Consider the following 19114-nt stretch of genomic DNA (forward strand, 5'->3'; position numbering starts at 1 on the left):
TGCTGTGTGGCTAAATCTTCAGGAGAGCCTTTCGTGACTCACAGCAACCGCATGCTTCTCGGCGTAAACATCGACCACGTGGCGACGCTGCGCCAGGCCCGGGGCACGCGTTACCCTGACCCGGTCAAGGCTGCCCTGGACGCCGAAGAGGCGGGTGCCGACGGCATCACCGTGCACCTGCGCGAAGACCGCCGGCATATTCAGGAACGCGACGTGGTGGTGCTCAAGGATGTGCTGCAGACGCGCATGAACTTCGAGATGGGCGTTACCGAAGAGATGATGGCGTTTGCCGAGAAGATTCGCCCGGCACACATCTGCCTGGTGCCCGAGACCCGTCAGGAGCTGACCACCGAAGGCGGCCTGGACGTGGCGGGGCAAGAGGCGCGGATCAAGGCTGCCGTCGAGCGCCTGGCGCGCACCGGTGCCGAAGTGTCGCTGTTCATCGACGCCGACGAGCGCCAGATCGAAGCTTCACGCCGCGTGGGCGCCCCGGCCATCGAACTGCACACCGGCCGTTACGCCGATGCCCAGACCCCCACCGAAGTGGCTGAAGAGCTCAAGCGCATCGCTGACGGTGTGGCCTTTGGCGTGGCCCAGGGGCTGATCGTCAATGCCGGCCACGGCCTGCATTATCACAACGTCGAGGCGGTTGCGGCGATCAAGGGCATCAATGAGCTGAACATCGGCCATGCGCTGGTGGCCCATGCGCTGTTCGTCGGCTTCAAGGCGGCGGTGGCGGAGATGAAGGCGTTGATCGTGGCGGCGTCGCGCTGATCATAGGGCCTTTGTACGCGCGGTCTTGCGTCCCTTTCGTGACGCAAGGCCGCTCCTGCACGCGGCGACATTGCCAGGGCCATCGCTAACCCGGAAATATCAGACTAAACCGGGTCGGCCCTGCCGGGCTGCTCATGACCTCAATCCGCCCCCCATGCAATTGCATGATCGATTTCACAATTGCCAGCCCCAGGCCAGTGCCACCCTCCTGCCGTGAGCGCCCAGCGCCCACGCGGTAAAATCGCTCGAACAACTGCGGCTGATGCTCTGCGGCAATGCCCACCCCCTGGTTCTCAACCCATACCCTGACATCGCCACCCTGGCGCTCGATACCCAGGTCTATGGGTTTGCCTGGCGGCGCATGCCGAAGGGCATTGCTCAACAGGTTCGACAAGGCACGCTGGAACATCAACCGATCACCCGATGCCGTGCCCCAACCGCGAATGCGCAGTTCGATATCCTTGAACTCGGCGCTTATGGCGAACAGCTCGACCACCTGTGCCGTCTCATCGGCCAGTGCCAGGGGCTTTAGCGCCACCTGGGCATGCGGCTGGCTGACCTGGGCGAGAAACAGCATATCGTTGATGATGCGGTTGAGCCGGGTCAGCTCTTCGATACTGTCTTCCAGCACTTCCCGGTAATTGGCATTGTCGCGCTCACGGCTCAGGGTAACCTGAGCCTTGCCCATCAGGTTGCTCAAGGGCGTGCGCAGCTCATGGGCCAAGTCGTCGGAAAATTGCGACAGCTGGCTCACGCCCTGGTCGAGGCGGTCGAGCATCACGTTGATGCTTGTGGCCAACGCTGCCAACTCCTGCGGCAGGCCGGTAGCGGGCAAGCGGTGTTGCAGGTCCTGGGCCGATACCTGCCCGGCAATGCGCCGGAAGTGCTGCAGGGGGGCCAACCCGCGCTGCACCAGCCACCATGCCGCAGCGCCGATCAATATCAGCAGTAAAGGCAAGACCAGCACGGTAGAACGCAGGTAAGCCTGAAGCAGTGCGTTGTCGTCGGCCCGGTCGAGCGACATCATCACCCGTACCGGGGTGTCGTCGCGCAAGCGCATCTGACGTGTCGCAGTCAGCATCTGCTTGCCACGGCTGTCGCGCCATGCGTGGAACGCCAGCCGGGCACCGGTCTGCAATTCGCCCACGCGCGACTCCAGCGCCGGCCCCAGGCTGAGCAGATGCGGGTGGCGGCCTTCGAGGGCCAGCACGCTGAGGCTGAGGTTGTCGTGCCCCATCACCAGGTCAAGCAGAGGGTGGGCGCGGCTGCCCAGGTCTTCGCTGCGCAGGTCGACCCGCAGGTTGTGCTCGACCTGCAGCATCTTGCGCGCCAGGTCCTTGCGCGCGCGGCTGTCCAGTTCGTGGTCCAGGGCAACTACGGCCAGGCAGGCCAACAGCAGCACCAGCACCGCCCCCATCAGCGTGACGCCCAAGCCCAGGCGTAGCGACAGGCTGGCGTTGTTCAAAACCGTGCCTCGAGTACATAGCCGACGCCGCGCAGGGTGTGGATCAGCTTGTCATCGAAGGGGTCGTCGATCTTCGCTCGCAGGCGGCGGATCGAGACCTCGACCACATTGGTGTCACAGTCGAAGTTCATGTCCCACACCAACGAGATGATTTGCGTGCGTGACAGCACCTCGCCGGTCTGGCGCATCAGCAGGTGCAGCAAGGCGAACTCCTTGGCGGTCAGGTCGATGCGTTGCCCTGCGCGGTAAGCACGATGGCGGCCAGGGTCCAGCTCCAGGTCGGCCACGCGCAGGGTGCTGGGCTGCAGTTGCTGGTCGTTGCGGCGCAGCAGGCTACGGATTCGCGCCAGCAGCTCGGGAAACTCGAACGGCTTGAGCAAGTAGTCGTCGGCGCCCAGGTCCAGCCCTTTGACCCGGTCGGCCAGTCGGCCGTGGGCGGTCAGCATCATGATGCGCGTGGCGGATTCGGCGCGCAGTCGCTGCAGTACTGTCCAGCCATCGAGCTCGGGCAAATTGACGTCGAGGATGACCAGGTCATAGGCCTGCTGGCGGGCCAGGTGCAGGCCGTCGGTGCCGGTATGGGCGCAGTCGACCACGTAGCCGTTCTCGCGCAGGCCTTGCAGTAGGTAATCGGCGGTACGCAGCTCGTCCTCGATGATCAGTAGGCGCATAAGGGGGCTCGCAGAGGTGAAAAGGGGGCGATTCTCGACCCTGTAGTGACATCAGGGTCAAGCGGCAGGATGTTACGGCATGAGAGGGGAAGATTTGCCTGGATAACGGATTTGTAATCCGTGCGTCATGCCGCTGCCTGGTAGCGGGCACCTGGCCACATTGCAGGACTGTAATGCCCGCCTCACCTTGGCGTTAGCTACGCCTCGCTAGGATGGCCCCATCTGAACGGTTATCACGAGGCAAGCACGATGAACCTGATCAAATACCTGCTGCTGGCAACCCTGGCCTTTGGCAGCGTCAGCGCCTATGCCGAAGGTGGCGCCGAGCGGTCCCGGCAGTTCTGGGAAGCCTTCCGTCAGGACCAGCAGCGCCTGCACGGTGAAAAGCAACAGGCCGTGGTGGAACGGGAGCGCACAGCGCAGCAGCAGGCCCGCGAGGTGGCCAAGGACTGACTTTACCCACCTGCGGCGCCATCGCTCCTCGTCGCAAGGTTGTTCGGGCGCCCGTTGGGCGCCTTTTTTATTTGCGCGCTACCAGTGTCGCCCGGCGCGGCGCTGGCAGGCCTTCGATGGTGCGGCTGTGGTCGTTCGGGTCGAGGAAGTCGCTCAACGACTGGTAGCGCATCCAATCGGTACTGCGCTGTTCGTCGATGCTGGTGACGCTGACGTCGACGCAGCGCACATCACTGAACCCGGCACGGCGCAACCAGCGCTCCAGGGCCGGCACCGAGGGCAGGTACCAGACGTTGCGCATCTGCGCGTAGCGGTCTTCTGGGACCAGAACCTGTTGCTCATCGCCTTCGACCACCAGCGTCTCCAGCACCAGTTCACCCCCTTTGACCAGGCAGTCCTTGAGCGCCAGCAAGTGCTCGATAGGGGAGCGGCGGTGGTAGAAAACGCCCATGGAAAACACGGTGTCGAAACCTTCCAGGTTGGCGGGTAGCTCTTCCAGGGCGAACGGCAAATGCCAGGCTGGCAGATCGGGCAAATACTGCTGCACCGCCTGGAACTGGCAGAAGAACAGCCAGTTGGGGTCGACCCCAACCACCATGTCGGCACCGGCGCCGAGCATGCGCCACTGGTAATAACCATTGCCGCAACCGACATCGAGTACGCGCTTGCCCTTGAGGTCCAGGTGCGGGCTGACCCGCGACCATTTCCAGTCCGAACGCCATTCGGTATCCACATGCACGCCGAACAGATCGAACGGCCCTTTGCGCCAGGGCGACAGGCCCATCAGCGCCTCACGCATCCGCGCGCGGGTGGCATCGTCGCAGTCGCAGTCCAGGCGCAGCCCGTTGACCAGGTCGATTTCGCTCGGTTGCACGGCGGGCAGGGCGTCGAGCGCGCCGCGCCAGCGGTCGAGGTCGCCGTGGCCTTTTTCCAGTTTGGCTTCCAGCTGTGCTTGCAGGCCTTGCGACCAGGAAGCCAGGGGCGTACCCGCCAGGCGGCGGACAAGGGGGGATAGATCGATCATGGCAGGGCTATCAGCGAGGCGAAATTAAGGCATTGGAACCACGGCACCACTTTCGAGAACCCGGCAGCGCGCAGGCGCGCCTTGTGGGTCTCCAGGGTGTCTGGCTTCATCACGTTTTCGATGGCGCTGCGCTTCTGGGCAATTTCCAGTTCGCTGTAGCCGTTGGCCCGTTTGAAGTCCAGGTGCAGTTCATTGAGCAGGGTCTGTTCGTCGTCGTCGGCGAAGTGCAGCTTTTCCGAGAGGATCAACGCGCCACCCGGCAACAGCGCCTGCCGAATACGGCCAAGCAGTTCGAGGCGCTGATCGGGGGCGATGAACTGCAGGGTGAAGTTCATCGCCACCACCGAGGCCGGCTCGAAGGGCAGGGCGAGGATGTCGGCTTCCAGCACGTTCACTGGCAGCAACTCCTGGAACATCGAGTCCTGGGCCGTGAGGTACTGGCGGCAGCGTTCGACCATGGCCGCAGAGTTGTCGACGGCGATGACCCGGCAACCATCATTGCGCACATGACGGCGCAGTGACTGAGTGACGGCGCCCAGCGAAGCACCCAGGTCATACAGCGTGCTGTTCGGCTGAGCGAAGCGTGCGGCCAGCACGCCGAGGTTCTCGACGATGGTCGGGTAGCCCGGCACCGAACGCTTGATCATGTCTGGGAATACGCGCACCACGTCTTCGTTGAAGGCGAAATCGGGTACCTGCTCCAGGGGGTGGGCGAAGAGGCGGTCGGGGGATTGGCTCACGGCAGACTCAGGCGTGGGTAATGAGGGGGCAATATTCTAGCGAAAAGAGTCTGCGGCTGCCTATTTATCGGACCGAAGTGGCAGAGGGGAGGGGGGGAGCGTGTTCCCCCATTCATTGATCCGTCCGCGCATGGCGACTTTTCCGGCAAGTTATCGACAATACCCTGACTTCAGTAATCAGCTGCCAGCGCTACTTTGTTTGGGTGGTTAGATCTTGCTTGGAATACTTCATATCCGCCGTGGAGCTTTTGTATGGGAAACAGTAGCGTAGACAATGTGCCTTTTTTTAAAGGTAGTGGTGCGCAGCATGAACGGAAGCCATTTGAAGAGCTGACTGAAGAGCAGCGGGCAATACTGATACCCAGTCAGATATTTAAATTAAAGGCGAAAGAGCCTGCCTTTATTTTTAGTCGGGAGAATCTGATAGCGATCAAGCGTTATGGGGATAAGGTTCGCCAGCTGCCGACGCCTGCCCGAGTTTCAGAAATCGAGGTGCTGTCCGATCTCGGTCTTGAGGCAGAGGACATCAACGCGTTTTTCAATAACCTGCGCGCGCACGTAGACACCTGGGATGACATTGAAGATTCGTGCAAAAAAATGGGGGCTGAGCTGCAGATATTTGCTGAGAACCTGATCCAGGATGGCGTCAACCTTTTAGCAATCATCAAGAACCTCGACGCGTGGGATTCCTTGCCAGAAGATTCCGCTGTTCTTGCGACTCTCACGCTTTCTGCTTTCGAATCTAAAACATTTAATGAAGGTGTGGATGCTCATCTGGCGGGCATTACTCAGGATATAGCCGACAAGCTAGAAAGTATTCGGCAGGTCAAAAAGCTCATTGATCGTTTTGGCGATACGATTACCAATCACTTGGTGCCTATGGCCAGAAGTTTGTTAGATAATTTTAAGAGTCACGATGCTGCTGACAGGCTGAAATCGATCGAAGATCAACTCGTCCAACTCGATGGCGACATTAAGCGGAAACTTGACGAGTACAATGGCCTTGTCGGTGCCGCGTTCTACGGCTTGGTTTTTGGGCCGCTCGGGCTGTTAGTAACAGGCGGAATCTATGGCGCTCAAGCTGAAACCGTCAGGGCGCAGAAAAACGTGCTGATCAAACAACATGAGCAACTGTCCGTTAATAAGGATGTATTGTTGGGGGGAGGAGTCAAAGAGTTCGAAGGTATCAAGGCTATTTTGAATGATATGCAATTCAGGTTGGTGGATGTGAGCACGGCGACCAAAAATCTCGAAGATGTTTGGGTGTTGTTGGAGGCCTACGCAACTAACTCGCTAAAAAAAGTGAAGCGTGTGTCGACCCAGTTAGAGCTTAAGCAGTTTGCCGCTGGTTTTGAGCGGGTAATCACACCGTGGCGTGACATTCTAGGTATTACCAAGAAACTCTCTGAGCTGTTCAATGAGACCCTGCGGGGTGATTAAGGAGCTGTGCTGCTATGGAAATAATAATGGATGACCTTCCTGATGTAAAAGTTATGCTGCAGGTCGAGACTCGGATGAAAGGTCTTTACTACAGTGAGTCCACTGCAATGCTGCCCGCCGTGCGTGAGCGCTTGCTGGATCTGATCACCTTGGTTGGAGCCGGCAATGATGCTCTGCGGGAAAAAGCGGTGGTAAGCTTGATCGCATTGAACCTCGCCCTTGATGACACGCTGCCCCAGCAGGATGAACAAGAATTGCTGCGTATCCGCCAAGACCTGCGTGCAGAAGTCAGCGATATTGTCGAGGCTATAGGGCGGGTAGGTGGCTATCGCTCACCGAGTGTTATAGAACTTAAGCAAGCGCATGAGGCTGTTGTCGTGAAGCAGCGAGAGGGCATTGCAGAGGTCGAAAAAATGCTCGCCGACAAGCTTTCAAAGCTGGAAGAAGTGGATGCTCTGTTCGAGACACTCGATCGGCCTTCTGTACGCAAGGCGTTGCGCAACACCGTTCCAGAGGAACGTGATATAGATCGCGTGCTGACAACGATTAAAGATCCCACGGTTAGCCCAGAACTGGTCAAGGCGGCCTTGAGCAACCTCAACAAGCACCTGGATCTGCTGGAGCAAGGCCGAAGGTTCGCCGATGTCGTTACGGCCAGAAAGAAACTTAGCGATGCTCAGGTCGAACAAAAAAGAACGTTGGATCATCTTCGACAGCAACTGAAAAAGGCAGAGTATGAAGCCGGTCAATTTGCCAGTGTGGAGGCGTTGCTTGAGAACCGTACACCCTGGTTGGAACAAGCGGGCAAGTTCACCGATGCATGGCAGGTTCATTGCGATGCATTGAGTGCTTCCACTACACCAGAAGCACTTGGGGCTGCGTTAGGGCAAGCACGTGATTACCTGCTAGCCTTGCGCCGCCGTTTCGAAACGGTCTGAAGTGCGTTCAATTCACGTTGATTGAACAATCAAACGTCTGCACGGGGCGCACTTCCGGCGCCCACGGCTGCTGATAGACCAACACCAAATGCCCTTCCCCAACAGCGCGGGCTTCGAAGCGCCAGGAGGAAATGCCCGCGCTGCCAACGATACCTGCATCCTCGGGGGCGCTGTAAACCTCGGGGCCGAGGCTACGCAGTACATTCGAGGCGGGGTTCTGCACCAACCAGCGGTATCCGGTAGTGGGGTTGCTGGGCAGGGTCAGGGTCAGCGCCTGACCGACCTGCAGCCGCTTGGGGCATTCGCTTTCAGCGTCGAGTTGGACGGTTTGCCTGGGCTGCTGGGCGCAGGCAGTCAGCAGGGCGAGGCTCAGGGGAACGAGCAGACGTGGGGCGGCCATGTTGGCTCCGAAGGCTGGCGATGGCCTGAGGATAACCGAACCACATGCAGATTTGTGCTACCTACCGGTATAGGCCGCTTCGCGGTTCGCGCCGCGAAGAGGCCTGCACAGAATCAAAACAGCACTTTCGCCACGTCGGCAAAGCGCTTGGCGAAATGCACCGTCAAGCCTTCGCGCAGGTAGTCGGGCAGTTCTTCGAAGTCGCCGCGGTTGGCCTCAGGCAGGATCAACTCGAAGATCTTCTGCCGCTTGGCGGCAATCACCTTCTCACGCACACCGCCAATCGGCAGCACCTGGCCGGTGAGGGTCAGTTCACCGGTCATCGCTACGCCTTTTTTCGGCGCTTGGTCGCGTGCCAACGACAGCAAGGCGCTGGCCATGGTTACCCCGGCGCTCGGGCCATCCTTGGGCGTGGCGCCCTCGGGCACGTGCAGGTGGATGAAGGCTTCGTTGAAATAGCTTGGGTCGCCACCAAACTGTTTGAGGTTGGAGCTGACGTAGCTGTAGGCGATTTCGGCGGACTCCTTCATCACATCACCCAGTTTGCCGGTCAGTTTGAAACCGCGGTTGAGGGTGTGAATGCGGGTGGCTTCGATCGGCAGCGTGGCGCCGCCCATGCTGGTCCAGGCCAGGCCGGTGATCACGCCCTTGCCGGCCAGTACCTGTTCGCTGCGGAACACCGGCATGCCGAGCGCAGCCTCCAGGTCCTTGCTGCCAATCTTGAGTTTGGCATCGGGGTTTTCCAGCAACTTGACCACGGCCTTGCGCACCAGTTTGCCCAGTTGTTTTTCCAGCTGCCGCACGCCGGCCTCGCGGGCATAGCCCTCGATCACGGTGCGCAGGGCACTGTCGCTGATGCTCAGGCTGGTCTTGGCCACGCCGGCCTTGTCCAGCTGCTTGGGCCACAGGTGGCGCTTGGCGATGGCCAGTTTCTCTTCGGTGATGTAGCCGGAGAGGCGGATTACTTCCATGCGGTCGAGCAAGGGCCCGGGGATCGAGTCGAGGGTGTTGGCGGTGCAGACGAACAGCACCTTGGACAGGTCCAGGCGCAGGTCGAGGTAGTGGTCGAGGAAGTCGACGTTCTGCTCGGGGTCGAGGGTTTCGAGCAGCGCCGAAGCCGGGTCGCCCTGGTAGCTCTGGCCCATCTTGTCGATCTCGTCGAGCATGATGACCGGGTTCATCACTTCGACATCTTTCAGTGCCTGCACCAGCTTGCCCGGTTGGGCGCCGATGTAGGTGCGGCGGTGGCCCTTGATTTCCGCTTCGTCGCGCATGCCACCGACACTGAAGCGGTAGAACGGCCGGCCGAGCGATTCGGCGATGGACTTGCCGATGCTGGTCTTGCCCACACCGGGTGGGCCCACCAGCAGCACGATCGAGCCGCTGATCTCGCCTTTCCAGGCACCCACGGCGAGGAATTCGAGAATGCGTTCCTTGATGTCGTCAAGGCCTGCGTGGTGTTGGTCGAGCACCTTGCGGGCGTGCTTGAGGTCGAGCTTGTCCTTGCCGTAAACGCCCCACGGCAGGGCGGTGGCCCAGTCGAGGTAGTTGCGGGTCACGGCGTATTCCGGCGAGCCGGTCTCGAGGATCGACAGCTTGCCCATCTCTTCGTCAATGCGCTTCTGGGCCTGCGCGGGCAAGGTCTTGCCTTCCAGGCGTTGCTCGAACTGTTCGAGGTCGGCGCTGCGGTCGTCTTTGGTCAGGCCCAGCTCTTGCTGGATGACCTTGAGCTGCTCCTTGAGGAAGAACTCGCGCTGGTGTTCGCCGATCTGGCGATTGACCTCGGCCGAGATCTCGTTCTGCAGGCGCGCCACCTCGACCTCTTTGCGCAGCATCGGCAGTACCTTTTCCATGCGCTTGAGCATGGGCACGCAGTCGAGCACTTCCTGCAGCTGGGTGCCGGTGGCCGAGGTGAGGGCCGCGGCAAAGTCGGTCAGCGGCGAAGGGTCGTTGGGGCTGAAGCGGTTGAGGTAGTTCTTCAGCTCTTCGCTATAAAGCGGGTTCAGCGGCAGCAGCTCTTTGATCGCATTGATCAGCGCCATGCCGTAGGCCTTGACCTCATCGGTAGGCTCGGCGGGTTGGCGCGGGTATTCCACCTCGACCAGGTAGGGCGGGCGATGGTGCTTGAGCCAGGTGCGGATGCGTACGCGGGTCAGGCCCTGGGCGACGAACTGCAGCTTGCCGTTTTCACGGCTGGCATGATGCACCTTGACCAGGGTGCCGTACTCCGGCAGCGCCGAGGTGTCGAAATGGCGGTGGTCTTCGGGCGGCGTGTCCATGAAGAACAGCGCCAGGCAGTGGTCCGGCGTCTTGGCCACCAGGTCGAGGGTCTCGGCCCAGGGCTCTTCGTTGACGATCACCGGCAACACTTGGGCGGGGAAGAACGGGCGGTTGTGGATCGGGATCACGTAGACCTTGTCCGGCAGCTGTTGGCCAGGCAGTGCGAGGGCGTGGCCGGGTACGGCCTGGGTGTCGGTATGCTCGACTTCGCTGTGTTCGTCGGGGTGTTCCGGGAAATCCTGCTGGTCGTTCATGGTGCACCTGCGTGAATGACTATGGTGCTTAGATGGGGCGCGGGGGGATGGGTTTCAAGCTTCGCGTTAGAAGCTGCAAGCTCCAAAAAAAACGGGGCCATGCAGGCCCCGCTTTCTCTTGTGGCTTGTAGCTTGCCGCTAGAAGCTTAGTCGGCGAGTTTGTAAGCGATGATGTAATCCCCCATCTTGGTGCCCAGCGAGCCGTGGCCACCAGCGGTCACCAGCACATACTGCTTGCCGTCTTTGCCGCTGTAAGTCATCGGCGTGGCCTGGCCACCGGCCGGCAGGCGGGCTTTCCACAGTTCCTTGCCGTTGTTGGTGTCGTAGGCACGCAGGTACTGGTCCAGGGTGCCGCTGAGGAAGCCGACGCCGCCAGCGGTGACGATCGAACCACCCATGCTCGGTACACCCACCGGCAGGCCGATTGGCACCGGGGTGCTGTCACGGGTGGTGCCGTTCTTGTGCTTCCACACGACCTTGTTGGTGAACAGGTCGATGGCCGCCACATAGCCCCAGGCCGGTGCCTGGCACGGTACGCCCAGCGGCGACATGAACGGGTGCATGGTCACGGCATACGGTGCACCGGTGTTCGGCTGCACGCCGCTGGTTTCGCTCTCGCGCTTGCTGCCGGCGGCCACTTGCTCGCGTGGCACCATCTTCGACACGAACGCCATGTAGTTGGGCGAGGTGAACAGCAACTGGCGCACCGGGTCGACCGACACGCTGCCCCAGTTGAACACGCCGACGTTGCCCGGATAGATCAGCGACCCCTGCTCGGACGGCGGGGTGTACTGGCCTTCGTAACGCAGTTCGCGGAACTGGATGCGGCACAGCATCTGGTCGAACGGCGTGGCACCCCACATGGCCTGTTCGGTCAGCTCAGGGCCGAGCAGGTTGAGGTCGGAGCGGGCCTGGGTTGGCGAGGTGTGGTCGCCTTTCACCGCGCCTTGTGGCGTCGGGATTTCGCGGATCGGCACGATCGGTGTGCCGTCGCGGCGGTCCAGCACATACAGGCTGCCCTGTTTGGTCGGCACGATGATCGCCGGTTTCACGCCATCGGCGGTCTTGAGGTGGACCAGGGTCGGCTGGCTGCCGACGTCCATGTCCCACAAGTCGTGGTGGGTGAACTGGTAGTTCCAGCGGGCCTTGCCGGTGGCCAGATCGAGGGCGACAACGCCGGCGCTGTACTTTTCGGCGCCCGGGGTGCGGTCGGCGCCCCACTGGTCTGGGGTCTGGTTGCCCAGCGGCAGGTAGATCATGCCCAGGTTTTCATCGACGCTGGCGATCGACCACATGTTGGCCGAGTTGCGGCTGTAGGTTTTGCCGGGTGCCAGTGGCTTGGTGTCGTCCGGGTTGTTGCTGTCCCAGTTCCACACCAGGTGGCCGTCGTGCACATCATAGGCGCGGATGACGCCGGACGGCTCGTTGGTCGACTCGTTGTCGGTGACATGGCCGCCGATGATCACCAGATCACGAGTAATCGCCGCAGGCGAAGTGGAGTAGTAGCCGCCAGCGGTGAACGGGCCGATACCGGTGGTCAGGTCGATCACGCCTTGGTTGGCGAAGCCTTCGCAGACCTTGCCGTTGTCGGCGTTGATGGCGATCAGGCGGGCGTCGGCGGTGGGCAGGTACAGGCGGCGCGGGCAGGCCTGGGCGACGGCCTGGCCGGCGTCGGTGATTTTCGGTGCCGGGCTGCCGTCACGGCTGACGTAGTTGTTCTCGTCATAGTACGAAACGCCACGGCAGGTCATGTGGGCGAAGCCCTTGAAGGTGCCGACCGGGCTCTTTACCTGAGGGTCGTAGCGCCAGATCTCCGCGCCGGTGTCCGGGTCCAGTGCCAGCAGCTTGCTGTGCGCGGTGCAGGCGTAGAGCATGCCGTTGACCTTCAACGGGGTGTTCTGGTTGGTCAGCTCCACCGGGTCGTTGTCGGTCGGCAGGTCGCCGGTACGGATGCGCCAGGCTTCTTCCAGGCGGTAGGCGTTCTGCGGGGTGATCTGGCGCAGTGGCGAGTAGCGGTCGCCATGCTCGGTGCGGCCGTAGGCCTGCCATTCGCCGTCGGGCATGGCGGGCGCGGCACTGGCCATCTCGCTGCTCTCGCGGCCGATTTCGCCGAACACTTCACCGGGGTGGGTGAACTGGCTGCCCAGGGCACAGGCGCCAGAGGCGAGCACTGCAACGCCGAGCAGCGCGGTGTTGGCCTTGGCTGCCGGGCCAATCAGCGGGCGACGCGCCCATGGCAGCAGCAGAACCACGCCGATGGCGAACCAGATGGCCAGGCGCGGCACCAGTTGCCACCAGTCAAGGCCCACTTCCAGCAATGCCCAGGCCGTGCTGCCGAGCAGCACCAGGCCATACAGCCCAAGGGCGATGCGGCGCTGGGCCAGCAGCAGGATGCCGGACAAGGCAAAGCCGATGCCTGCGATCAGGTAGTACAGCGATCCGCCCAGCTGGCTCAGCTTGATACCACCAGCCAGCAGGGCCAGGCCCATCAGCAGCAGCAGCACGCCCAGAAGGCGCGGTAGCCAGCGGGTTCCATTCTTGGCACCGTCAGTGCTCATCGTAGGTTCTCCGTTAGGTCAAAAAGTGGGTTCAGAAACTGCTCTGGATTTTCAGGCCGCCGATCAGGGCGCCGTCCACCTGCGACACCCCGCCCGGATGGCGGATGTACTGCAGGTTGGGGCGCACCGTGAGCCAGTCGGCCAGGTGAATGCCGTAGTACAGCTCGGCGCTGTACTCGGTGTCCTGCACAGGCAGGAAACCAGGGTTGTCGTAGTCGTCGAGGCCGGCGGCCTGGTTGGCCAGGCGGGCGTTCTTGCGATAGGCCGGGTTGACGTGCACGCGGGCGAGGGCGAAGCCGATGTCGTCCTTGGCGCGGGCATCGAAAGGCCCTTTGTATACCAGTCCTGCCTGAACATAGTTGTCGATGGCATTGGTCTTCTTGTCGTGCAAAGTGGCGTTGGCGAACAGGCTCAGGCCGCGCGACTGGTCGGACGCCAGCGAGGTGACCTGCTGCTGGGCGCCGAGCCACATGCCGTGCTTGCTCGAACGGCTGCGGTAGGCGGCGCCACTGAGGGCGGCCGGCTGGCCGTTGCTGTCGTCGAGCACATCCTGTGCCTTGGCATTACTGTAGTAGTAGCCGGCGCGATATTCCCCTTTCAGGCCATTGACCCGTGGGCTCCACACCAGTTCGATCGGCATGATCGCGCCCTGGGTGCCGCTGCCGCTGAGCTTGAAGCCGTTGCCCGATTCCAGGTTGGAGGGGTTCTGCTCGTACACGCCGACCTGGGCATACAGGGTGTCGGCCAGGTTGTAGCGCACGCGCAGGGCCCACTGGCTGACCGGCCAGTTGTACCAGATGCCGCCGACCCAGTTGCCCACCTGCGAGCCGCAGAAGGCCAGGTTCTGGAAGTCGCAGGGGAAGCTGTTGAAGTCTTCACCTTCACCGAAGCGGCCGAATTTGACGTCCAGCGCGCCGTCGAAATACTTCTGTTTGACCCACAGCTGCGTGAGCCGCCAGGTTTCACCACGGCCCCAGACTTCCTGGGCGGAAGTGAAGCCGCCGACGCGTGGGTCGTTGATACGGTCGTTGCTGATGTTGTCGCCGTGGCGCTCGGTGAGGGTCAGTTGGAACTCGGTGTCGTTCCAGCCGAAAATCTTCTGCAGGTCCAGGTGGCTGCCGAAGGTGAACTGGTCGCTGTAGCGCGCGGTGCGATCGTGGTCGTAACCACCGTGCAGGTTGCTGCCCATCTCGCCGGTGTAGCCGAGGGTGAAGTCGTAACCTTTTGCCTGCAGTTCACTGCGGGTACCGCCCCAGTCGCCCAGCATCCAGGGGGAATCGCTGGCGAACATCTCGCTGGCGCTGGTGGGGGCGGCAAGTGTGGTCAAGGCGAGGCCGATGAAACAGTTTTTGGGCAACAGAAACATGAGATAGCGCTATCTTTTGATTATTGAACAAACGGCAAGTGCATCGAAGGGCGAGCCCGTCAATGGAAATGGCAACAAGGTAGATTCGATGAAGCGATTCAGCTTGCGGCGGGGAGGATATAGGGGAAGTTGTAAGAAAAAAAGACAAATTGTCGCAGTTGATTGTTGTTGAACCTGTAACAGTGCTCCATGCGGTACTGACTTTTGCCCACCCTGTGGGACCGGTTGACCCGCGAAGGGGGCGCAAAGCGCCCCCCCGGGGACTTCAAAACGACGTACGCAACCCGACTTGCACACTGCGCCCAGGCGCTGGCGCGATGTCCCGCAGAATCGAACTGGCATAACGTACCGTCTGGTCCGTCAGGTTTTCACCCCGTACAAACGCCAACCACTGGCTTTGCCCGATGTCGAAGCGGTAGCCCACGCTGGCGCCCAGCGTGGTGTAGCCATCGGTGCTGGTCTCATTGCCCGGCTTGCGATGTTGCGACGAGGCGTGCTGCACATCGACCCGCGCCTGCCAACGATCCAGCTCCCAGACCAGGCCGCTGTTCAACCGCAGCGGTGCGATACGCGGCAGTGGCTCGCCACTGTCGAGGTTCTTGGCCCGGGTGTAGTCGCCGGACAGTTCCAGCGCGAAGCTGCCGTAACGGTTCTGCAGTAGTTGCCAGCGGTCTTGCGCTTCGATGCCATAGAAGCGCGCCCGCACGCCCTGATACTGGTATTCCGGGAAGCCGCCGTGGTCGTGGTCATGATCGTGGTCATGGTCATCTTCGCCATGGTCGTGGTCATGGCCTTCACGCAGGTTGCCCGTGCCGATCAGGCCAATGTAGTTGCGAAAGTGGCTGTAGAACACGCCGACACTGCCCTTGTGGGTGCCATTGTCGAAGCGCAGGGCCAGGTCGGCGGAAATGGCCTTTTCCTTGTTCAGGCTGGCATCGCCCACCTCAAAGGCCCCCGTGGCCACATGCGCACCGTTGGCATACAACTCATAGAAGGTGGGGGCGCGCTCGGTGTAGGCCAGGTTGGCGGCCAACGACCATATGGGGTCGAGTTGATACACCGCCCCCGATGACAGGCTGAAAGCATTGAAACTGCTGGCGCTGTCAGCGGCGGAAAAGGTTTCGTTGCCCTTGGCATCTGGGTCGACCCGGGTGTGTTCCAGACGCGCGCCCAGGCTCAGGTTCAGGCGCTCGGTGGCCTGCCATTGTTCGAGCATGAACAGCGCCAGGCTGTCGGTATCGGTCTGCGGCACAAAAGCCTCCTCGCCGAGTGCCGAGAACTCGTTGCGGCTGACCTGGGCGCCGATCACCCCTTCAACGGGCCCGAGTGGCTGATGGCGTGCCTCGATGCGCGCCTCGTAACCCTTGTTCTTGAAGGTGGTGTGCACCTCGCCTTGTTCGATCTCGCGGTGTTCGTAGTCGGTATAACCGGCATCGACCTTGACCGAGCTGAACGGGCCGTCCAGGTCACGCAGTTCGGAGGCGAACCCGTAGTGATCCTGTTGCATGTCCAGGCGTACGCCAGGCTCGGCCACCGAGCCGTAGTTGCTGTCATAGCGGCTGTAGGACAAGCCGGCATAACCGTGATCCCAGTGGTAGGCGCCGCCGATCGCTCCGCCATCCTGGCGCCCGTCGCTGTTCTCCAGGCGGTGCTTGCTGCCCGGCTCGTCGGCATCACGTACTTTAGAGCTGCGGGCGTAGCCGGGGATGCGCAGGTCGTTGAACTGGCGGCTGTTGGCGTCCAGGTGCAGGGCGAAGGCGCCGTTGCCGGCCTCCAGTTTGCCGGCGCTGCTGCGGGTGGTGTCGGCACCGCCATAACGCAGCTCGCCAGCGCCGTGGATGCCTTCGATGGGGGCATCGGGGATGCGGTTGTCGAACGTATTGACCACCCCGCCTATCGCATTGCCGCCATACAGCAGGGCGGCGGGGCCGCGGACGATTTCGACGCGCTCCACGGTCACCGGGTCGAGCGGCACGGCGTGGTCGTAGGACAGCGACGACGCATCCAGGGCGCCGACGCCGTTGCGCAGAATGCGAATGCGGTCGCCGTCCAGGCCGCGGATCACCGGGCGGCTGGCGCCTGGGCCGAACCAGGTAGAGGCGACACCGGGCTGTTTGTTCAGGGTTTCACCGAGGCTGCCTTGTTGCTGCTGCAGCAGGTCGTCGCCTTCGAGCACTGTATTTGGGGCGGCCAGCTGACGGTTGCCCAGCGGGTTGGCGGTGATCACCTGGGGTTCGAGTTCAACGGCCTGGCTGGGGGATGAGGCCAGCCAGAGCGCGACGGCGAGGGGGGAGAGGCGGAGCGGGATGTACAGCATGGGGATGGGGCGTTCCTTAGCAGAGGCGGTTGTAATGTAACTGTATAACATTGCTATTTCATCACAAGGGTTTTGCCTCTGGCCAGCGGTTTTTCAAGCGGCTTGAGGTTCCCCGGCCACTACACTCGTGTAAGGTGCGCACCTTTCCCACGCTGGAGCACTGGCATGAGCACGGCCCAACACAACGCGCTGCACGGCAAGACCCTGGAGCAGATCCTCACCGAGCTGGTGGCTCACTACCAATGGCAGGGCCTTGCCGAGCGCGTCGACGTGCGCTGCTTCAAGAGCAACCCGACCATCAAGTCGAGCCTGACTTTTCTGCGCAAGACCCCTTGGGCGCGGGAGAAGGTCGAGCAGCTGTACGTGAAGCTGCAGCGCAACGCCTGAGATGCGGCGCCACCCGTGGCTGTGCCTGGCCGCCGTGCTCGGCTGGTTCGGCCTGGCCGTGCAGGTCTACCTGGTATTGCTGGCGCGCTGGCAGGAGCAGGCCAGCCTGATTGGCGGCCTGGTCAACGTGTTCGGCTACTTCACCGTGTTGACCAACACCCTGGTGGCGACGGTGCTGAGTTATGCGGCATTCGGCCGGGAGGGTCGCGCCAGGCGCTTCTTTCTACTGCCGTCGGTGAGTTCTGCTGTAGCGGCCAGTATCGTGCTGGTGGCGCTGGCCTACAGCGTGCTGTTGCGCCACCTGTGGCAGCCCGAGGGCTGGCAGTGGCTGGCGGACGAGTTGCTGCACGATGTGATGCCCGCGCTGTTCGTGGTGTACTGGTGGTTTGCCGTGCCCAAGGGCAGGTTGCGGCTGTGGCACCTGGCGGCCTGGGCGCTGTACCCGGCGCTGTATTTTGCCTATGCACTGTGGCGGGGGAGTGAGATTGGCGTCTATGCCTACCCGTTCATCGACGTGGCGAGCCTCGGGTATGGGCAGGTGATGCTCAATGCGCTGGGGGTGTTGGCAGGGTTCTGGGCGATTGGCCTGGTGCTGCTTGGCCTGGACCGGTGGCGCGGCCGCTCTGTCATGGAACAACCGCTAAATCATTGATTTAGCGGGGTTCTGGTGACTGTCAGGTTGTTTGTACCCGGGCCCATCACGCGTCGTCCGCAGTACCGTCGGCGCGCCAGTAGGCAGCCGCTTTCAGCGCATCTTCCTGCACGCCTTTCTCCAGCAACAAGGCCTTGGCCTGGCGGGTCAGGGCTTTTTCCAGGGCTACCCAACCGTACAGCCTGCCTTGCGGCAAGGTCAGGTTCTTCAACAGCGCCAGCAGGTCTTCTTCCTGGCGCCGTACCCAGATCACGTCCACTTGTGCCTTGCTCGGCAGCGGCTGGCGCTCCTGTTCGTCTTCGATCTGGATCACCGCCAGCACCTGGCGCCCCGCAGGCAGTTCTTCCAGGCGCCGCCCGATTGCAGGAATCGCGGTTTCGTCACCGATCAGCAAGTAGCTGTCGAAGATGTCCGGTACCACCATCGAGGCCCGTGGGCCGGCGATGTTCAGGTACTGGCCCGGTTTAGCCTGGGCGGCCCAGGTGGAGGCAGGGCCATCACCGTGCAGGACGAAGTCGAGGTCCAGCTCATGGCCGACCAGGTCGATGCGCCGTGGGGTGTATTCGCGCATGGTGGGGCGTGCGCCACCGTCGCGGCCCAGATTGCGTGCTTCGATCGCTTGCTGTTGCTCCGGCGTTTCGGCAAACAACAGCTTCACGTGGTCATCAGTGCCGACGCTGGTAAAGCCCGCCAGTTCCGCGCCCCCCAGGGTGATACGGCGCATGCGCGGGGTCAGGTCGGTGACGCGCAGCACCTCGAGGCGGCGTTGGCGTATCTCATGGTTGACGCGGTGAATGGTGTCACTCATGGGGTGTTCTCCGAAACAGGGTTGGCCGGCCCGGAGGCGATGGCCTTGGCAGTGGTGTTGAGCAGGTCGCGGACGCGCTCGATTTCTTCGGGTGTCCAGCGCCCGCTGTGCATGTGCAGGGCATGGCGCAGGTTGCCGACCGCCTCGTGGATCTCGGGTGGGCGGTCGTGGCCGCGCAGGGCGCGCTTGCTGACTTCGATGCGCATGCGCACGCCGTCAAGGGCCACAGCCTGTTCGGCCAGGGCGTTGCGGCCGGCATCGGTGATGACATAGAGGCGTTTGCTGCCCTGGGGCTGGCCGCTGATCAGCTCGGCTTCCTCAAGGAAGTTGAGGGTCGGGTAGATGACGCCGGGGCTTGGGCTGTAGCTGCCGTCGAACTGGTTCTCGATCTGGCGGATCAGGTCGTAACCGTGGCCAGGTTGCTCAGCCAGCAAGGCCAGCATCAGCAGCTTGAGGTCGCCGGGGGCGAATACGCGTGGGCCGCGTTCACCGCGGCCGGGGCGTCGCTCGAAAGGGTCGTGGGGTGAATGTTCGCGCATGATCATGGGCTCCGTCTTGTGCGATATATCTTAAGATATTACTCAAGA

General features: G+C 62.1%; 17 protein-coding genes. 6 read left to right on the forward strand and 11 right to left on the reverse strand.

What is annotated here, in order from left to right; translation table 11 throughout:
- Nucleotides 1-33 precede the first annotated feature (33 nt).
- Nucleotides 34-774, forward strand: a complete 741-nt coding sequence (gene pdxJ / locus HU770_RS07640; protein ID WP_033702708.1) for a pyridoxine 5'-phosphate synthase — start codon at nt 34-36, stop codon at nt 772-774.
- Between the two features lie 85 nt (nt 775-859).
- Here the strand turns inward: pdxJ and HU770_RS07645 are convergent, their stop codons facing one another.
- A complete protein-coding gene (locus HU770_RS07645) occupies nt 860-2239 on the reverse strand; it encodes a heavy metal sensor histidine kinase (RefSeq protein WP_186663427.1) in 1380 nt (459 codons plus the stop codon).
- On the reverse strand, nt 2236-2910 hold the full coding sequence (locus tag HU770_RS07650; RefSeq protein WP_033702706.1) for a heavy metal response regulator transcription factor: 675 nt from the start codon (nt 2908-2910) through the stop codon (nt 2236-2238). Before HU770_RS07650 ends, HU770_RS07645 begins: the two co-directional genes overlap by 4 nt.
- A gap of 249 nt (nt 2911-3159) precedes the next feature.
- On the opposite strand from HU770_RS07650, the gene HU770_RS07655 reads away from it, so the two are divergent.
- Nucleotides 3160-3363, forward strand: coding sequence for a hypothetical protein (locus tag HU770_RS07655; RefSeq protein ID WP_186663428.1), 204 nt, complete (start codon nt 3160-3162; stop codon nt 3361-3363).
- 67 nt (nt 3364-3430) lie between these two features.
- Here the strand turns inward: HU770_RS07655 and cmoB are convergent, their stop codons facing one another.
- Both cmoB and cmoA read right to left on the reverse strand, forming a co-directional pair.
- Nucleotides 3431-4387 carry a tRNA 5-methoxyuridine(34)/uridine 5-oxyacetic acid(34) synthase CmoB gene (gene cmoB / locus HU770_RS07660; RefSeq protein WP_033702704.1) on the reverse strand — a complete coding sequence of 319 codons (957 nt, stop codon included), beginning with the start codon at nt 4385-4387 and terminating at the stop codon, nt 3431-3433.
- Nucleotides 4384-5127: a carboxy-S-adenosyl-L-methionine synthase CmoA gene (gene cmoA / locus HU770_RS07665; RefSeq protein WP_047583628.1), complete on the reverse strand. Its 744-nt coding sequence runs from the start codon at nt 5125-5127 to the stop codon at nt 4384-4386. The genes cmoB and cmoA overlap by 4 nt, the downstream gene beginning before the upstream one ends.
- Nucleotides 5128-5379: 252 nt before the next feature.
- Here cmoA and HU770_RS07670 point away from each other — a divergent pair, with 252 nt between their 5' ends.
- Nucleotides 5380-6567: an alpha-xenorhabdolysin family binary toxin subunit A gene (locus HU770_RS07670; RefSeq protein WP_186663429.1), complete on the forward strand. Its 1188-nt coding sequence runs from the start codon at nt 5380-5382 to the stop codon at nt 6565-6567.
- A 26-nt stretch (nt 6568-6593) separates the two neighbouring features.
- Complete coding sequence (locus HU770_RS07675) at nt 6594-7505, forward strand: alpha-xenorhabdolysin family binary toxin subunit B (protein WP_186663430.1); 912 nt, start codon at nt 6594-6596, stop codon at nt 7503-7505.
- A gap of 7 nt (nt 7506-7512) precedes the next feature.
- Here HU770_RS07675 and HU770_RS07680 read toward each other — a convergent pair whose 3' ends face one another.
- From HU770_RS07680 to HU770_RS07700, 5 genes are all read right to left on the reverse strand, one after another.
- Entirely contained in the window at nt 7513-7905 is a 393-nt protein-coding gene (locus tag HU770_RS07680; protein ID WP_186656670.1) for a protease inhibitor I42 family protein, read from the reverse strand.
- Nucleotides 7906-8018: 113 nt separating this feature from the next.
- Complete coding sequence (gene lon, locus HU770_RS07685) at nt 8019-10439, reverse strand: endopeptidase La (protein ID WP_186663431.1); 2421 nt, start codon at nt 10437-10439, stop codon at nt 8019-8021.
- A 146-nt stretch (nt 10440-10585) separates the two neighbouring features.
- Complete coding sequence (locus HU770_RS07690) at nt 10586-12997, reverse strand: glucose/quinate/shikimate family membrane-bound PQQ-dependent dehydrogenase (protein ID WP_186656673.1); 2412 nt, start codon at nt 12995-12997, stop codon at nt 10586-10588.
- Nucleotides 12998-13028: 31 nt separating this feature from the next.
- Nucleotides 13029-14363 (reverse strand): carbohydrate porin, encoded by a 1335-nt coding sequence (locus HU770_RS07695; RefSeq protein ID WP_047583634.1) that lies wholly within the window; start codon nt 14361-14363, stop codon nt 13029-13031.
- A 265-nt stretch (nt 14364-14628) separates the two neighbouring features.
- Nucleotides 14629-16680 carry a TonB-dependent receptor gene (locus HU770_RS07700; protein WP_186663432.1) on the reverse strand — a complete coding sequence of 684 codons (2052 nt, stop codon included), beginning with the start codon at nt 16678-16680 and terminating at the stop codon, nt 14629-14631.
- Between the two features lie 165 nt (nt 16681-16845).
- Between HU770_RS07700 and HU770_RS07705 the strand changes: the two genes are divergently transcribed.
- Together HU770_RS07705 and HU770_RS07710 are read left to right on the forward strand one after the other, a co-directional pair.
- On the forward strand, nt 16846-17067 hold the full coding sequence (locus HU770_RS07705; protein ID WP_095064225.1) for a VF530 family protein: 222 nt from the start codon (nt 16846-16848) through the stop codon (nt 17065-17067).
- A gap of 1 nt (nt 17068) precedes the next feature.
- Entirely contained in the window at nt 17069-17719 is a 651-nt protein-coding gene (locus tag HU770_RS07710; RefSeq protein WP_186656675.1) for a Pr6Pr family membrane protein, read from the forward strand.
- 46 nt (nt 17720-17765) lie between these two features.
- Here HU770_RS07710 and HU770_RS07715 read toward each other — a convergent pair whose 3' ends face one another.
- Both HU770_RS07715 and HU770_RS07720 read right to left on the reverse strand, forming a co-directional pair.
- Nucleotides 17766-18527 carry a siderophore-interacting protein gene (locus HU770_RS07715; protein ID WP_186656676.1) on the reverse strand — a complete coding sequence of 254 codons (762 nt, stop codon included), beginning with the start codon at nt 18525-18527 and terminating at the stop codon, nt 17766-17768.
- Complete coding sequence (locus HU770_RS07720) at nt 18524-19066, reverse strand: PadR family transcriptional regulator (RefSeq protein ID WP_095064248.1); 543 nt, start codon at nt 19064-19066, stop codon at nt 18524-18526. The genes HU770_RS07715 and HU770_RS07720 overlap by 4 nt, the downstream gene beginning before the upstream one ends.
- Nucleotides 19067-19114: the final 48 nt, after the last annotated feature.

This window comes from Pseudomonas sp. SWRI68, assembly GCF_014269165.1.
In the GTDB taxonomy this organism is placed as follows: Bacteria; Pseudomonadota; Gammaproteobacteria; order Pseudomonadales; family Pseudomonadaceae; genus Aquipseudomonas; species Aquipseudomonas capeferrum.

Bases quoted from the DNA above. Each gene is read 5' to 3' on its own strand.
- HU770_RS07650 (WP_033702706.1), bottom strand. From the start codon at position 2,910: ATGCGCCTACTGATCATCGAGGACGAGCTGCGTACCGCCGATTACCTA.
- HU770_RS07655 (WP_186663428.1), top strand. From the start codon at position 3,160: ATGAACCTGATCAAATACCTGCTGCTGGCAACCCTGGCCTTTGGCAGC.
- cmoB (WP_033702704.1), bottom strand. From the start codon at position 4,387: ATGATCGATCTATCCCCCCTTGTCCGCCGCCTGGCGGGTACGCCCCTG.
- HU770_RS07670 (WP_186663429.1), top strand. From the start codon at position 5,380: ATGGGAAACAGTAGCGTAGACAATGTGCCTTTTTTTAAAGGTAGTGGT.
- HU770_RS07675 (WP_186663430.1), top strand. From the start codon at position 6,594: ATGGATGACCTTCCTGATGTAAAAGTTATGCTGCAGGTCGAGACTCGG.
- HU770_RS07680 (WP_186656670.1), bottom strand. From the start codon at position 7,905: ATGGCCGCCCCACGTCTGCTCGTTCCCCTGAGCCTCGCCCTGCTGACT.
- lon (WP_186663431.1), bottom strand. From the start codon at position 10,439: ATGAACGACCAGCAGGATTTCCCGGAACACCCCGACGAACACAGCGAA.
- HU770_RS07690 (WP_186656673.1), bottom strand. From the start codon at position 12,997: ATGAGCACTGACGGTGCCAAGAATGGAACCCGCTGGCTACCGCGCCTT.
- HU770_RS07695 (WP_047583634.1), bottom strand. From the start codon at position 14,363: ATGTTTCTGTTGCCCAAAAACTGTTTCATCGGCCTCGCCTTGACCACA.
- HU770_RS07700 (WP_186663432.1), bottom strand. From the start codon at position 16,680: ATGCTGTACATCCCGCTCCGCCTCTCCCCCCTCGCCGTCGCGCTCTGG.
- HU770_RS07705 (WP_095064225.1), top strand. From the start codon at position 16,846: ATGAGCACGGCCCAACACAACGCGCTGCACGGCAAGACCCTGGAGCAG.
- HU770_RS07710 (WP_186656675.1), top strand. From the start codon at position 17,069: ATGCGGCGCCACCCGTGGCTGTGCCTGGCCGCCGTGCTCGGCTGGTTC.
- HU770_RS07715 (WP_186656676.1), bottom strand. From the start codon at position 18,527: ATGAGTGACACCATTCACCGCGTCAACCATGAGATACGCCAACGCCGC.
- HU770_RS07720 (WP_095064248.1), bottom strand. From the start codon at position 19,066: ATGCGCGAACATTCACCCCACGACCCTTTCGAGCGACGCCCCGGCCGC.